This window comes from Clostridium aestuarii (assembly GCF_026735135.1).
Classification (GTDB): domain Bacteria; phylum Bacillota; class Clostridia; order Clostridiales; family Clostridiaceae; genus Clostridium_H; species Clostridium_H aestuarii.
The window spans coordinates 137,542-154,434 of the sequence record NZ_JAPQER010000004.1 but is presented as its reverse complement, the minus strand read 5'-3'; the positions used below and the strand labels follow the sequence as shown (position 1 = coordinate 154,434).

The 16,893-nt window shown below is 27.6% G+C and carries 13 protein-coding genes; 1 reads left to right on the top strand and 12 read right to left on the bottom strand.

Annotation, left to right across the window (positions count from 1 at the left end):
• Positions 1–30 precede the first annotated feature (30 nt).
• On the top strand, positions 31–1,638 hold the full coding sequence (locus tag OW763_RS11215; RefSeq protein ID WP_268041233.1) for a hypothetical protein: 1,608 nt from the start codon (positions 31–33) through the stop codon (positions 1,636–1,638).
• A 23-nt stretch (positions 1,639–1,661) separates the two neighbouring features.
• Here the strand turns inward: OW763_RS11215 and OW763_RS11210 are convergent, their stop codons facing one another.
• The 12 genes from OW763_RS11210 to OW763_RS11155 form a co-directional block, all read right to left on the bottom strand.
• Positions 1,662–2,123, bottom strand: a complete 462-nt coding sequence (locus OW763_RS11210; RefSeq protein ID WP_268041232.1) for a hypothetical protein — start codon at positions 2,121–2,123, stop codon at positions 1,662–1,664.
• 20 nt (positions 2,124–2,143) lie between these two features.
• On the bottom strand, positions 2,144–2,575 hold the full coding sequence (locus OW763_RS11205) for a MarR family winged helix-turn-helix transcriptional regulator (RefSeq protein WP_268041231.1): 432 nt from the start codon (positions 2,573–2,575) through the stop codon (positions 2,144–2,146).
• 58 nt (positions 2,576–2,633) lie between these two features.
• The gene (locus OW763_RS11200; RefSeq protein ID WP_268041230.1) at positions 2,634–4,022 is read right to left on the bottom strand and encodes an MATE family efflux transporter; all 1,389 of its coding nucleotides are present in this window, start codon (positions 4,020–4,022) and stop codon (positions 2,634–2,636) included.
• A 475-nt stretch (positions 4,023–4,497) separates the two neighbouring features.
• Positions 4,498–5,052: a uracil-DNA glycosylase gene (locus OW763_RS11195; protein ID WP_268041229.1), complete on the bottom strand. Its 555-nt coding sequence runs from the start codon at positions 5,050–5,052 to the stop codon at positions 4,498–4,500.
• Between the two features lie 253 nt (positions 5,053–5,305).
• On the bottom strand, positions 5,306–6,556 hold the full coding sequence (locus OW763_RS11190; protein WP_268041228.1) for a putative manganese transporter: 1,251 nt from the start codon (positions 6,554–6,556) through the stop codon (positions 5,306–5,308).
• A 179-nt stretch (positions 6,557–6,735) separates the two neighbouring features.
• Positions 6,736–8,733, bottom strand: a complete 1,998-nt coding sequence (locus tag OW763_RS11185; RefSeq protein WP_268041227.1) for a methyl-accepting chemotaxis protein — start codon at positions 8,731–8,733, stop codon at positions 6,736–6,738.
• A 514-nt stretch (positions 8,734–9,247) separates the two neighbouring features.
• A complete protein-coding gene (locus OW763_RS11180; RefSeq protein ID WP_268041226.1) occupies positions 9,248–9,874 on the bottom strand; it encodes a DUF4825 domain-containing protein in 627 nt (208 codons plus the stop codon).
• A gap of 11 nt (positions 9,875–9,885) precedes the next feature.
• Complete coding sequence (locus tag OW763_RS11175) at positions 9,886–11,004, bottom strand: ABC transporter permease subunit (RefSeq protein ID WP_268041225.1); 1,119 nt, start codon at positions 11,002–11,004, stop codon at positions 9,886–9,888.
• Positions 10,985–11,881, bottom strand: a complete 897-nt coding sequence (locus OW763_RS11170) for an ABC transporter ATP-binding protein (RefSeq protein WP_268041224.1) — start codon at positions 11,879–11,881, stop codon at positions 10,985–10,987. Before OW763_RS11170 ends, OW763_RS11175 begins: the two co-directional genes overlap by 20 nt.
• Positions 11,882–11,885: 4 nt before the next feature.
• On the bottom strand, positions 11,886–12,263 hold the full coding sequence (locus OW763_RS11165; RefSeq protein WP_268041223.1) for a GntR family transcriptional regulator: 378 nt from the start codon (positions 12,261–12,263) through the stop codon (positions 11,886–11,888).
• Positions 12,264–12,480: 217 nt separating this feature from the next.
• Positions 12,481–14,505 (bottom strand): methyl-accepting chemotaxis protein, encoded by a 2,025-nt coding sequence (locus OW763_RS11160; RefSeq protein WP_268041222.1) that lies wholly within the window; start codon positions 14,503–14,505, stop codon positions 12,481–12,483.
• Between the two features lie 226 nt (positions 14,506–14,731).
• Positions 14,732–16,756, bottom strand: coding sequence for a methyl-accepting chemotaxis protein (locus OW763_RS11155; RefSeq protein ID WP_268041221.1), 2,025 nt, complete (start codon positions 16,754–16,756; stop codon positions 14,732–14,734).
• Positions 16,757–16,893: the final 137 nt, after the last annotated feature.

Here is a 16,893-nt window from a genome sequence, read left to right as displayed (position 1 = left end):
GTACTCTACTACTATAGGAGGCAGCAGTATATGTCAAATTTAAAAAGATTATTATTTTTTCTTTTGGTATGTATTTTTGCTATAAGCTTAACTGGCTGTAGTGAAAAACACATATCAAACTCAGCAAAAATATCACGTCCAATAAATGATAATATTCCTTTATCTGGGACATGGGTAGTTGATAAGTATTTCAATGGTGACATTTATTCATCATCTAATACAAAAATAAAAGCTTGGATAGGCAAGACAGTATCTTTTAGTAAAAATAAGGTTGTTTTTTCTGAACAGATTTGTGACTATCCTCAATATAAAATAAAAACTGTAAATACTAAAGATTATTTAACAGATAAGTATTCAATAAACCCAAAAATATTAAATATAAATGAAGAAAATTTACAAGTTATAACTATTTCTCATGATCAAAATTACTTTGCATCTTTTATTAAGGCAACTGATGATAAGATATTTACTACAATCGATGGTGTGTTTTTCTCTTTATCACACAATACTAAAATTGATTCTGATACAGCTTCTAACGAAAAAGTCCCTAAGGATGTTTCTGATAATAATATAAAATTGGGTGAAGATGTATCTGAAGCTCATGTAAAAGTATTGCGTAATGATAAAACATTTTCTTCTGAAGAAATTTTAAAACAATTTAATTCTGGAGTTTTACTTGGATTAAAATCATATAAACCTGTTTCATACAAACTACCCTATACTTATAAAAACAAACCTGCTGAAGAGCCAGTATATAGAACTCTTTGGATTAACTTTTTCGGTGATTCAATTGTATCAATAAAAGAATTGCCTTATATCCTACTTCCCCGTCAAAATGGCTTTTGGAAAGTAGAAAGTAAAAGATTGATTTATGATGGTTGGGTAAGAGATCAGATACTGGCCTCTCCTCTTGAGAAAAATATTCAATTTGATAAATTTGAAGAAAATATAGTGTATGATGGCAATTTTGAAGATTTAGCTAGTATCCTTTTTATTGGAAATGATTATATTTCTATGGAACTAAATGGTGGTGGATATTATAAAGACATTAATAGTTCATATCAATATAATTTACTCCAAGTTAGAGCAGTAGATACCTTAAACGGTAAAATAGATTCTCCTATTTATATATCTAATTTGTTAGACGAAGAAGGTGAAAAAGCCTTAAAAGAAGGTGCCGCAGCTTATTTAAATTCATTAGATGATAATATTAAAAATAGTCTTGAACAAGTTCCAAAATATTATAACTATGGACTTGTAAGAGAAAACGGTAAATGGATTTTAATAGGTCGGCTAAATTCTTCTAATAAAACTTTATCAGGAAACTTTAAAAATTTTGATATTCCTATAATACCACCAAAGAAACTTATTAGATATGATTCTCTTTATCCTTCTTGGGATGTAATAAAGCAAAAAGTTCCTGATATAGTAGATGCTTATACTGCTCCAAATAAAAATTTTATTCTAATATTAACTAAAACTAAATTAATGATATATAGTATAAGTAATGATAAATTAAGCGATAAACCTTTAAAAACACTATCCTTAAATCCAAATGAATCTGCTATCATGGCTCAATGGTCGTTAGGTCGTTATGTAGATAAATGGGATAAACAGGTTACTAACCTTATTAAATAATCACAAAAAAAGGTAAAGGAATCTTATATACTTCCTTTACCTTTCTTTATATCATCACTCATGCTTTCTACAACATCACTAAATTTATTAAATTCATCATTTAAAAATTTTTGTTCCGTTTTAAATTGTTTATTTTGTTCTTCTTCATATTTTTTAATCATTTCATCTATAAATTTTTCATATTGTTTTAAAGTTTCTTTTATTTTATCAGCAGAACCTATTAATTCTCCATTCTTATTGATGCTGCTTTCTATTAATGCCAATAATACACCATTTAATTCATCTAAAATTTCTAAATGATAGTTCTTTTCTATTAGCCCTTCTATCTTTTTCACTAATATAATTAATCTTTTATTCAATTCTACATCTAAAATTTTTCCGTCATTATAAATCAGCTGCTGTAACTTTTCTTTTGTATACGCTAAACTTTGTTCTGGTATAGTTTTCTTTCTTTTTTTTAATATGTTAATTATTTTCTTTAACATTTTACCCCTCTTTTTTTATCTCAAATTTCCTCTAAAATCTGTTCAATTTCCACCAAACATTCATAAAATTTTTCTTTTCTCTCCTCTGATAGTTTATCTATTCTTTCTGATAATTTATTTATTCTTTTATCTATTTCTACTTCCACAAGCTCATATCCTTTAGAAGACAATTCATAGAACGTATTTCTTCTATCTTCAGTATCAATTTGTCTTTCAACATATCCTTCATCTACCATTTTGTTCATCATTATACAAAGACTTGACTTTGAAACCTTTATTTCTTTACTAAGTTCTTTTAAACTTGTTTTACTTAACTGTTTTATCGTCATTAAAGTAGCAAATTGCTGATGAGTAACATCAGATTTTTTATCATGATTTGTATGATCTTTAAAAAAATTTCTTATACTAATTAAAAATTTTATAAATTGTTTAGATACTTCTCTACTTTCCATTTTAGTTTTCTCCTTTTAATATCTAGTGTAGTACACCATATATCTATTATTTTATTTCCTAAAGTCCCTTTTTTGAATCATCTATATATTCATTATTATTTTGAGACTTTTCTCTATTAATTGCAATCTTATTTTTCCATTTACCACTCATATAATAAATAATTGTTAGTAAAAGCCCAACTGTCCATGCAACTGGAGCAGCCCACCAAATTCCATTTGGAGAATTCCATCTAGTAGAAAGGACTTTTGCTACAGGCACTCTAATAATCCATAATGATAGTATGGAAACAATCATAGGAATCATAGTATCTCCCACACCTCTTAATACTCCATTAATTACAAACATAACGGCAAGAACAACATAGAAAGTTGATATTATTCTTAAATAATCTAATCCTATCGCAATAACCTGAGGATTTGTATTAAATAATTTCACCAACATATCTCCAAATAGAAACATAACAAGAGTAATAAATAAAGAAAATACTGCTGACATAATTACTGTTACTTTAAATCCATTTTTAACTCTTCCTATCTTATTTGCTCCTATATTCTGTCCTACAAAGGTTGAAATTGCAGTACCAAAGGTCATAATAGGCATAGTAGCAAATGAATCTATTCTACTTGCTGCAGTAAAAGCTGCCATTGTATTCTCCCCAAACCCATTAACAAGCGCTTGAAGTGCTCCAATACCAATTGCAAAAAGCATCTGCTGAATTCCTGTTGGTAATCCTATTTTCAAGCTTAACTTAAATATTTGTTTATCAAAGGTCATTTTTCTTACATTTAATTTAAATATTCTATGATTTTTGTTTAGATAATAAACTCCAAACACAAAAGAACATCCTTGAGCAATAACGGTTGCCCACGCTGCCCCATTAACTCCTAATCTAAAAATATAAATAAATAATAAATCTAACACAATATTTATTCCAGTAGATAATATTAAAAAATATAACGGAGTCTTTGAATCTCCTAATCCTCTAAGTACTGCGCTAATAGAATTATAACCAAACATAGCTATTAAACCAATAAACATTATATTTAAATAACTTTTAGCCTGAGGTAAAATATCTGCTGGCGTATTCATTAATTTTAAAATACTCTCGCTAAAAACGATTCCTATTATACTCATTACTAAAGATGCCACAAACATAAATATATATGCAGTATCTATTGTACTTTTAACCTTTTTTATATTTTTTGCCCCATAATATTGAGCAATAAGCACAGTAGATCCCATAGTTACTCCAATAATTAATGATACAAGTAAAAATATAATAGGAAAACTTGTTCCTACTGCCGCAAGAGCGCTTTTTCCTACTACCCTTCCAACTATAATACTATCTACAGTATTATAAAACTGCTGAAATACATTGCCTATAAGCATAGGTAATGCAAAATAAAATATAATCTTTGCTTCATTTCCTTTAGTTAAATCCTTCACAGTTTATTTGTCTCCCTTCAGCATTATAGTTATAGGCAAAACTTTATACTTTAAAATTTCATGCCTATAGCCATGAATAATTAGCACCTAACAACTAAGATTGCTTTACTAATGTAAAACCACCATTAAAACAATTTAACACTAAAATTATTTTAATTTCAAACTATTTTATCATCAAATAAATTTCATGTCAACTTGTACAATTCATTCAGTATTTTACAAAAAAACATTTAAACTATGAGCATAGAAACCTAAATTTTTCATTAAATATTTATAAACTACTAATACATTTATTGAAATAATATAAAATCTTAAAAAAATATATATAAAAAACAGCTATTGAAATTTCTCTCCAACAGCTGTTTTTATATTACTGGAAAATATTTTAAAGTTACTTTAGTGTAAATTATAAAATAATATAAAGTACTAATATATACACATCAATAATATTGCTAAATATATATTCAAACAAATTTTAAACTTCATCATATTTTCTTTTAATATTTTTTAAATCTTCCCAAAAACTTACCTTTTTATTTTCATCACGTAAAACTGCAGAAGGATGAAAAGTACATGTTAGATAAAACCCATTTCTTTCCACCCATTTCCCTCTGTTTCTCGTAATTCTCCAATCAGGACTTATTATATATTTCATAGCTGTTGCACCAAGACAAACTATTATTTTGGGTTTTATAAGTGCTACTTGATTTCTAAGATAAGTAATACATGCCATTGCCTCGTCCTCATCAGGCGTTCTATTTCTTTCTGGTCTACATTTACATATATTAGCTATATAGAAATCTTTTTCTCTTGTTAATCCTAAAGCTTGAACTCCCTTTTCGAATAGCTTTCCTGCTCTACCAACAAAAGGTCTTCCCGTTCTATCTTCATCAGCTCCTGGAGCTTCTCCTATAAACAATAGTTTTGCTTTTGGGTTTCCTTCTCCAAAAACCATATTTGTTCTGCCAGATCCTAAGTTACATTTAGTACACTCATTACATTCCTGATATAATTCTTTCCATTGAAGCAATCAAACCACCTCTTATTATAGATGACAGTTGATAGAGACCAATTGACAGTAACAGAAAAAATTAATCAAAGCTTAATTCTTGAATCCGCAATTGCAGCTTTGTTGCTATATAAATTATAGTTTTGCATTAGTAAAGCATTATTAACTGTCCACTGTTATCTTTCAATTATCAACTAAAAATATTTTTCTTATATTGTATATAATACCACAATAGTAGACTATTTCATCGTATTTTTATATCACAGTTATTTACTTAATCAAACATCCTTATTTCAATAAAATAATATGCAATGCCAAATATAAGAGCAGGTATTGTCGTAATTATAGTTGCCCATAAAGATGATCTTTTGTCCATTGCAATTAATGGAAATAGTGCATCCCCATCCTGTGATATAGCATTAGTAAGTAACGCTGCAAAGGGAATAAACCCTTTTGTAAATAATGTTACAAATATTATTTGTGGTCCACATCCTGGAATTAATCCTATACACGCTCCAATAATTACAGAAATCATGCCTGTTGACATAAGCCATTTTGTAACTATTACCTCCCCACCTACTAAATAAACTGATATTTCATAAATAATATACGCTGCAAAAACCCATGTATTTACAAATGCAGTTTCTTCTGCATTATGAATAAATGTCTCCTTTAATGATAGCATCTTACTTTCTACTTCATCATGCTTATCATCTCTTATAATTTTTTTAGATATAATCATATATATAATTGAAAATACTGTACCTAAAATTCCAATCACACTTCCTAAATTTGGAATACCTGATTGAATATTTATGTTAACTTGAAATAAAAGTACTATTCCCAATATCAAACCAATTGTAGTTAATATCCAAAATATTTTATACCCAATTTCATGTGTGAATTTATACGATATATCACCAATTGTATTATTACAATTGTGGTGAAGTGCAATATCTATTTCATCTCCTTCTTCATGTCCTATATGAATTTTTTTATTTTGATTTGAACCTTTGTTAGAATATAATCGCTCATACTCCGTTGGAATCTCTTTAAACTTTTCGTGTACATTCTTTAATTGTTCTATGGATTTCAATTTATGAGGTTTTATAAAATTTTTTCCTATCTTAAAGTAATCTACTATATACCCAGTAACTATTGCTATAATAAAGCTTAAAATACTCACCTGTAAATATTTCAAAGGCATTGAAACTATCATAACAAAAGCTGAATCACCCATAGTGGCTATTAATGTAGCTATAACTGTACCAAAACTTATTGAACCTTTAATAAATAATGGCATTACAAGTATTGCTCCTCCACATCCAGGACTTAATCCTAATAACGCTCCAATTATAGGCTGTATATTCTTTGATTTTTCAATACCTTCTATAAGTTTTCCGTTCTTCTTATAATTTATATATCCAAAAATCAAAAGCACAGCTCCTACAAATACTCCTACTTGTAGAAAAGCTCCTTCAGCACAATTTAATATAATTTCTAAAATATCTTTAAATACGCTCATTATCTCCCCCCTCAATTCTTTATATGCATCATCACCTTTTATTGATAATAATAATTATTATCAATAAAATAATTTTATGTATTTTTTATCAAATAAATATACTTTTTAAGACAAAAGAAAAGTTCAATTTACTTTGTAAAAATTAAAAGAGTCAGAAACAATTCCTGACTCTAACATTATTATTCTACTTTAAACTTATTAACTTTTTCTACAAGTTCATTAATTTCTTCTTCTATTCTTACTGCAAAGTTTGCAACATCTTCACTAGAAGCATTCATTTGTTCAGATGAAGCTGCTATTTCTTCAGATGATGCAGATACTTCTTCTGATACAGCAGATACACTTTGTATTTTATTGGTAATAACATTCTTTGATTCTATTACTTCATCTACTGTTTCATTTGTTTCTTTTACAAGTGGTTCCATATCTTTTACAGCTTCAAGAATATTATCAAAAGAAACATTTGTATTATTAGCCATAGATACCTGCTCACGTACAAGAACATCTACATCATTAGAATCCACCTGAACTTCCTTCATTTCTTTTACTACTTCTTTTACCAATTCTAAAATTTCTTGAGATGAATTTTGAGTTTGTTCTGCTAACTTTCTAACTTCTTCACCAACTACCGCAAACCCTTTACCATGTTCCCCTGCTCTTGCTGCTTCAATATTTGCATTTAATGCTAATAGATTTGTTTGTTCTGATATTTTATTTATTACATCTGTTATATTCCCTATTTTAGAAATAGACTGTGAAAGATTATTTATCTTTTCTATCGTTTTTGTAACAGATGTTTGTACATTTTTAATATATACCATAAGGGAATCTATTTGTTTTTTACCATAAATCGCTTTTTCCTTAGTATTTTCAGCTCCACTATTTACATTCTTAATCTTATTTCTTATATTTTCTAGTTCTTCGTTAAATTTATCAAATAAATTCACAACTTCCATAAGATTATTTGCTTGAGATGATGCTCCTCTTGCCACCTCTTGTACTGCTGTTGCCACTTCACTTGATGCTGATGTCATTTCTTCTGAAGTTGAAGCTAGTGATTTAGCTATTTCATTTACTGAAGATGAAGAATTTTTTATACCTGATATAGCATTTCTAAGTTGTGCCAAAGTACTATTAAGCTTTTGTGCCATTACTGCTGCTTCATCTTTTCCTTTGATTTCAATTTTATTTGTAAAATCTCCTTCAGCAATTTTATCCATATTTTCAGAAGCTTTTACTATAGGTTTAGATATATTTCTAGATATTAATACAGAAATTACTACCGCCGCAATTAAGCTAAGCACCATAATTATTAATAAAATATGAATTATAGCCTTATTTACTTTCATAAATTCATTTACAGGTACATTAGCTATATATTTCCATCCAAATTCTTCATCTGTATCATATGATATTAATTTTTCAGTTCCACTATATCTATATATTTCAGTACCATTTTTAGTGTCTATTATTTTTTGTCCGATATCAATTTTAAGCAGATTTTTTTTCATTAACTCTTCTTGTTTAGGATGGATTATCATAGTTCCATCTTTATCAGTTACATATATGTATCCAGTATCCCCTATTTTTATATTACTCAAATATTCATCTGCTAATAATTTCAAATTAACAACTTGAATTATATAGCCTTTAACCTCATCATTATTTAATACAGGCTCCAACGTTAAAATAATAGGCACATCTGAGGTGAAACTTTTCATTGGAGATGTTATATACGGTTTATTTATTTTTTTCACCTTTTTAAAGTAATCCATTTCACTTAAATCTAATCCTGTAAGTTTACCAGATGCATCTACTAATATTGTTCCTTTTTCATCTACTAACTCTATATTATCTAGAATAATATAATTTTCCATAATATCATTAAACTGATTTTTTACTGTTTTAAGTTTACCTTTATCTTGTTGATTCGTTTCATTAATGAGTAAATAATCTTTTATTAACTTTTCCTGTGATACTTGTATTCCTGATTTTTTAATAAATCCTATTGTATTTTTCACTGATTCTTTACATGATATTGTTTGATTCTCTAAATTTTTATAGGCTACTTTAACACTAGTATTTTTAGATGTAAAATATATTAGCACTCCTGCTATAGTAATGGGAATTAATGCAAATGCAATAAACATAGCAATAAACTTACTTTTTAATTTCATGTCATTCCTCCTAGGTAGTTGTATAAATATGTGTTCCATAAATAATTTCTATTGTTTTTGTTACTTTTCATACATTTTCAACCTTTTTTGTATAATCAAAGTCATTGATTAAATTTAAGATAATTATATTTTAACCTTATACTATTTGCAAGGTATGAATAATCAAAATCAATCGATAGTTCTTAATAATTCCTTATATTAATCATAAATCAACCTTTAACCTCTAACTTACATTATAAATTTAGTACGCTAAAAAAGGAAAGTGTAATTCACTTTCCTTTCCCTCCCATTTTATTTGATTTTTATAAATATAACAATTATATTTTTTCATAAGTAAGAAACTCTAATAATCAAAAATCTTAAATACCAAATTCATATTTTGTTGTGAATAGAATCTTAAAATTTTTCTTTTAATATGTTTTAAGCTTATTTTAACTTTTGAAAGAATAATTTTAGAAGTAGTTAATAATAAAACTTTCATACCTTTATATAATTTTGGAATTATATACTTTCCTCATTTGCAAATTATTTCATGAGATTTAAAAAATCCTTCTATTTTTTTATCTGAATTTATGGTATTTTCTAAGACTTCCTTCTCCCATAATTTAATATTCTCAACATATTTTCTTAAATCTTTTCCATAAAACTCTTCAAGTTCTTTTCTTGAAATACTAAATGAACATTTGTTTTTTGCATCCAAATTAAACTTAACTCTATCCACATTTTTAACCAATATAAATAATGTAGTAGCATTATTTAAAAATACCTTTTTAGTGTTTTCATCCGTCCAATACTCATTTAATTCTTTTTTTCTTTTTTCTAGGTAAGCTTTTTCTTCATCATTTAGTTCATTTTTTTCTTTATCATTTAATCCATAATTTACTTCTATGCCATAAGGTTCATTTTTAGTTTGTAATAAAATTCCTTTTTTAAATCTATCCCCTGGCAAATTCCATAAAATATTAGATACTTCATTAATATTTCCTACATAAGTGTTTTTACTATCTAGCAATCGGCTAATATTTATTTCTTGTCCTTGTATACTTTCACTATCACTTTTATTTATTTTATTAGATTTAGCATTAACATAAAATGAAAATATTAAAATTAAAACTGCTGCTAACGCAAATATTTTCTTCATTTTTATTCCTCCTACTTGCTATTATTACAGATTTTAATAGCTTTATTAGATACAAAATACCCAACTATAATTCCTAATACTAGAAAAATATCCATTACCATAATACTATCTGTATATCCCATTCCAAACACAGCACTTAGTAGAAGTCCTAAACAAATAGATACTCCCCATTTAAATACTGGTTCTAATTTAGAAAACAGAATTAAATTTCCATTATTCTCTAAAGCATTTCTTTTATATGCATACATCGCTAATAGATAAAATATTACTGTAAATACTACAGTTATTACAATCTTCAAAAAATATGAGTTATACATATATGGCTGATAACTCCCATAATAATCATAACTAAAATGAAATCCTGTACTGTTTGTTATATCAATAAGTGCATCATTAGTTTTAATAATTCTAAATATATCTAACTTTGATGATAATTTTTCAAAACCTTCAATTAAAGGATTACCATACTCTAAATTAAACTGATTACTAATGATTTGACCCACAATCATAACTGCTCCCATAGGTGCTACTAATACAAGACTTCCTACTACTCCACCTACAATATTTTTCCCTATTAGCGTTTGTATAAATAAAAGAAAACTAAATATAGCGATGCACAGCATCATATTAATTATAGTCCATTCAGGTATTATAATATATGGATTATAAGGAGTTTGAATCCATTCAATATTAGTTATATAAAATATAGAAAGAAATATAAATGTAATAAAAAAACTTATAGCTATACTTAACACTCCTATGCTCCACTTTACATCTATCATTTCTTCTCTTTTAAAAGGCATAGATGCTAAAAATCCATAAGTTGCATTTTCTCTTTCACTTTTAAAAAGAAAAATCACAAGCAAAATAATACAAATACACATACCTATAAAATATAAAATACCATCATCCCATTGACGCAATAATATACTATTAAACCAATACTTTGTTTGCTCATTAAATACTTGTTGGTCATACATATTATCCAACCTACGCTCTTTTATATAACTCAATCTAGATGTAATTTGTAATACTTTAAATAAAAGTAAATTTAGTGTCATAAGAAGTGTTATCCATCTTACACTTTTCCATTCTTTATAAACTAAAGGATTACGCCAAAATTTTCTCATTGTCCTTTCTCCCTTCCATAGAATAAATAAACATATCTTCTAAACTTAAATTTATTTCTTCTGCAAACATAACACCATGATTATATAACTTCTGCTTCAAATCTTTTGAATAGTCTTTTGTAATAATATAATAAACCCTGCCTATTTTTTCTACTGTCATAATTTCTTTCCAAGAACCAATATCTGCTGATATTCCTTCTTTAAATACTACTTGAAGTTTTTTAATGTTTTCTTTCATATTTTCAATATTATTTACATATTTAATTTCTCCATCACTTATGATAGCAATACTATCACAAATTCGCTCTAAATCATTTAAATGATGCGATGAAATAAAAATAGTTGTTTTTCTTTCTGCTACTTCTTCCATTAAAATACTCATTACCTTTTTCTTAATAATAGGATCAAGCCCTGAAGTTGGCTCATCTAAAATCAAAACCTTTGGATGAATACTTAAATTTAACATCAACGCTGCTCTCATTTTCATTCCTTTAGACAATTCTTTTATCCTTTTTTCCTCTGGAATATCAAAGATTTTATTTAATTCTTTAAATCTCTCTGTAGAAAAACTAGGATAAGTCATTTTGTAAAACTCAATTAATTCTTTAATTTTAAAGTAAGGGAAATATTGATTTTGATCTGCTACATACCCTATTTTTTCTTTTACAGCTGGATTTTCAAAAACCTCCTGACCATCCATCTTGATTTCTCCTTCATCAACTTTGAAAATGCCAGTCAAGCATTTGATTAAAGTTGTTTTTCCTGCTCCATTTTCTCCAATTATTCCAAAGATACTTCCCTTATTCACTTTTAAATTTATATCCTTTAAAACATGTTTGTCTCCTAAATTTTTGCATGCTCCATTTATCTCAATCATTTTCTCACTCCTTTAAATCTTTATAAATTTTTTCTAATAACCTTATGACTTCTTCTTTACCCATCCCCATATAATGTGCTTCTATTGCTACATTTTTTATTTGTTTTTCTAATTCATCCAATTTGTCCTCATCAATTTTCGGTTTATAATTGCTAGCAACATATGTTCCTTTTCCTCTTATAGTTTCAATAGCTTTTTGCCGTTCCAACTCCTTATAAGCTTTACTAACAGTATTAGGATTAGTTGTAAGAATACCAGATAATTCTCTAACAGAAGGTAATTTATCTCCTGATTGTAAAATTCCCTTCATAATATTTTCTTTTATTCCGTCGATAATCTGCTCATAAATCGGTTTGCTACTTCTACTATCTATATTAATCAAATCTGCACCTCCTAACTGTATTAAGTGTACTATATCAAATAGTACACTTGTATTATAATTCTACTTCTATTATTTGTCAACTATTAGCTTGTTTTAAATTCAATATAAGCAACTAGTCTTAACGAAGTAGATAAGTTTATTACACCAATACTAATAACCCTCAACAAAGTGACTAAACTAAAAGAAAAGCGCAATGCGCTTTTCTTTAGTAGTATTGTTATAATTTAAATACATTAATAGCTTCAGACAATCCTTCTACCATCGAATTAAGACTTCTAACAGAATTAGCTAGTTCCTGCATTGAAGCGGACTGCTCTTCTGTTGATGCTGAAACTTCTTCTGATGATGCTGCAGTTTCCTCTGAAACTGCTGAAACACTCTGTATATCATTAATAACTTCATCTTTGTCTTTGTTCATTTGTGTTAAAGAGTTACTTGCATTTTCTATTTTCGCTGCTATATTTTCTATATTACCTGATATGTCTTTAAATATTTGTCCTGTTTTATCCACAGCTCCATTTTGCTCATTAACAGCTTTTTTTACATTAGAAACAATTCCTACTGCATCGTTAGTTTTTTCCTGTATATCCTTTATTATTGCTTCTATTTCTTTTGCTGAATCTGCAGATTGTTCTGCTAATTTTCTTACTTCCTCTGCTACTACTGCAAATCCTTTTCCTGCCTCACCAGCTCTTGCTGCTTCTATTGCTGCATTTAATGCAAGTAGATTTGTTTGTTCTGCTATACTGCTTATTGCTTCTATAATTGCTCCAACATTAAATGAACTTTGCTTAAGCTTATCCATAATTTGTGATACCTTTTCAACTTCCACATCATTTTCATGTGTCTTTTCAAAAAGAGTTTCAACTATTTTCTCTGAATTTTTATTAATATTAACTATGACTTCTGAATTTTTTCTCATATCTTGTGAATAGCCATTTACCTTTTCTATCTCTTGTCCTACGTTGGATAGCTTATATACTACCCCTTCAACACTCTCTGATTGGTGTGAAGATCCTTCTGCAATTTGCTGTACAGTTTTTGATACCTCATCAATAGATGCAGTAGTATTTTCCGCTGTTTCAACCAATATATCTGCAGTAGATGATACTGTTTCCACAGAACTATCTATCTTTTCAACAAGCTTTCTTATATTCTCTACCATCGTATTAAAGCTATTTGATAAGTGACCAAGTTCATCTTTAGAATTTATTTCTGATTTTACTGTTAAATCTCCGTCTGCTGCTTTTCCCATACATAAAACTAGATTATTAATTGGATTTGTTATACTTCTAGAAATTATAATTCCAATAAATGTTGAAATTATAATGGCTAAAATAGTGACTAATAATATACTTCTCGACATCTTTACTATTGGAGCTTTTATTTCGTCTACACTAGAAGTTGTTGATAAAATCCAATTAACTGCAGGAACAATAGCATATGCACCTATTTTTCTATTTCCTTCATATTGATATTCTTCTATAAAGGAATCCACTTTTTCTCCTTTTTGTATCAAAGTAACAATATTCTGAATAACTATATTTTTTGTAGGCTTTGTAATTTTATCTTTATTTGTATGTGATAATATTGTTCCTTCTGAATCCACCAAGTACATATATCCTGATTTCCCTATTTTATGATTTTTTAAATACTTACTAAAATAATCAACGTATACAGAATTGACCATAACACCAATAACTTTTCCATTTTCATCTTTAACAGGTGCTGCAAATAGAACTATAGCTCGTCCATCTACTTTAGATATTATAGTATTACTTATATTAAATTCTCCTTTAATCGCTTTTTTAAAATACTTTCTATCTTTTATATTAATTTTTAAAGTCTTTTCATTACTATCAGTAAAAATAATTCCATTTTCATCTGCAACAAATAAGTGTTCATGTAGTTCTATATTATCATATCTTTCTTTCAAAACCTTATTAGATTCCTTCATAATCAGATTATCTTCTAAAAAAAATTTTCCTCCAGATTTTTGCTGTCTTAATTTAGCTGTATCTATAATTTCTTTTCTTGTTGCCATAAGCTGAGCTTCTCTTTTCTCACCTATTATCAAAGAATAAATAGTTTCCGTACCTTGATTACTAATATGCATTAAAGTTTCTCTACTTTGATTAATAATTGTTTTTGAACTTACCGAATTTGCTATTATACTTGTAACAATTAATGATACCATCACTAATAAAACAATCATAATGGGTAATTTTTTCTTAATGTTCATAATATTCCTCCTAATCATATAAAATATATTATATACTACCAAACATTAATATATTTTGTAATAATTCCATAATAAAAATCATATTTTATTTAACAATAATCTTAATTGTATTATATATCTCCTTTCATAAAATAAAAAAGCATATAGATTTCATTGCACAAAGCCTTATTATGAAATTTATATGCTTGATTTTTATTAAATTCTAAAATTAAATAGTATTTAATTTTTACAACTTAAATACATTAATAGCTTCAGATAAATCTTCTACCATTGAATTAAGATTTCTAACAGAATTAGCTAGTTCCTGCATTGAAGCCGACTGCTCTTCTGTTGATGCAGAAACTTCTTCTGATGATGCCGCAGTTTCCTCTGAAACTGCTGAAACATTCTGTATATCATTAATAACTTCATCTTTATCTTTGTTCATTTGTGTTAAAGAGTTACTTGCATTTTCTATTTTCACTGCTATATCTTCTATATTACCTGATATGTCTTTAAATATTTGTCCTGTTTTATCCACAGCTCCATTTTGCTCATTAACAGCTTTTTTTACATTAGAAACAATTCCTACTGCATCATTAGTTTTTTCCTGTATATCCTTTATTATTCCTTCTATTTCTTTTGTTGAATCTGCAGACTGTTCCGCTAACTTCCTTACTTCTTCTGCTACTACTGCAAATCCTTTTCCTGCTTCACCAGCTCTTGCTGCTTCTATTGCTGCATTTAATGCAAGTAAATTTGTTTGTTCTGCTATGCTGCTTATTGCTTCTATAATTGCTCCAACATTAAATGAACTTTGCTTAAGCTTATCCATAATTTGTGATACTTTCTCAACTTCCACATCATTTTCATGTGTCTTCTCAAAAAGAGTTTCAACTATTTTCTCAGAATTTTTATTAATATTAACTATCACTTCTGAATTTTTTCTCATATCTTGTGAATAGCCATTTACCTTTTCTATCTCTTGTCCTACCTTAGATAGCTTATATACTACACCTTCAACACTCTCTGATTGGTGTGAAGATCCTTCTGCGATTTGCTGTACAGTTTTTGATACCTCATCAATAGATGCAGTGGTATTTTCCGCTGTTTCAACCAACATATCTGCAGTAGATGATACTGTTCCTACAGAACTATCTATCTTTTCAACAAGTTTTCTTATATTCTCTACCATCGTATTAAAGCTATTTGATAAGTGACCAAGTTCATCTTTAGAATCTATTTCTGATTTTACTGTTAAATCTCCATCTGCGGCTTTTCCCATACATAAAACTAGATTATTAATTGGGTTTGTAATTCCTCTAGAAATAAAAGCTCCAATAAATATTGAAATTATAATAACTAAAACAGCTACAGCAATACAAATTTTAATTACATTATTTGTTATTTTTTTCATTTCTGTAATTTCTCGATTAATAAACAGTGTCCATTTTGCTTCTGGAATACTGATATATGATTGTACTTTGTCTTTTCCTTCATATTTATATTTTAAAAATTCAGCTTGAATATTTTCACCTTTATTAGTCTCTTCTATTTGTTTTTTAATTTGTTCGTCCTCAACAATTGTTGTTATTTTTTCTGTATTTGGATGAGATAATATCATACCTTGAGAATCAATTAAATAAGCATATCCTGTTTCTCCTATTTTTACTTCTTGGAGATTTTCAGTAAAATAATCAGAATATACAGAATCAACCATAACCCCGATAACTTTTCCATTTTCATCTTTTATAGGTGTAGAAAACACAGTAACTCCTCTATTAGTAACCCTTGATACTAGAGTATTGCTTATATATGTACCTTTTAAACCATTGATTACATATTTTCTATCCTTAACATGAAGATTTTGTAAATGTTTTTCTGTACTATCACCTATATCTTCTCCAATTGTATCTACAATAAATAAATGTTCGTGTTCATCTAGTTCGTTCATTCTTTCTTTTAGCATAGTATTAACTTTATTTATTTGTTCTTTATATATTACATAAAAATCCTTTTGTAACTTTAATTGCCTCATTTTACAAATGTCTACAATTTCCTTTTTACTAGCCATAAGCTCTACTTCTTTTTTTTCTCCTCCTATTAGAGCTTCAATAGTTTGTTTTTCCTGCCTTGCAGTATCAATCAAACTATCATAATTTTGCTGCATAATAGTTTTAGAACTAAATATAATTCCTACAGTACTCGTGACTATAACAGCCACAGCTACTAAAACCGCAAATGTAATAGGTAATTTCTTCTTAAGAATCATTTCCACTGTCCCCCTTAATTACTTTTTATATGGTTTTTTCTATAATATTTACACTAATGTTATTATCGTCACAATATATGTACATATTAACCATTTTGCATTATTTTGTAAAGAATTATATGGAAATAATACATATT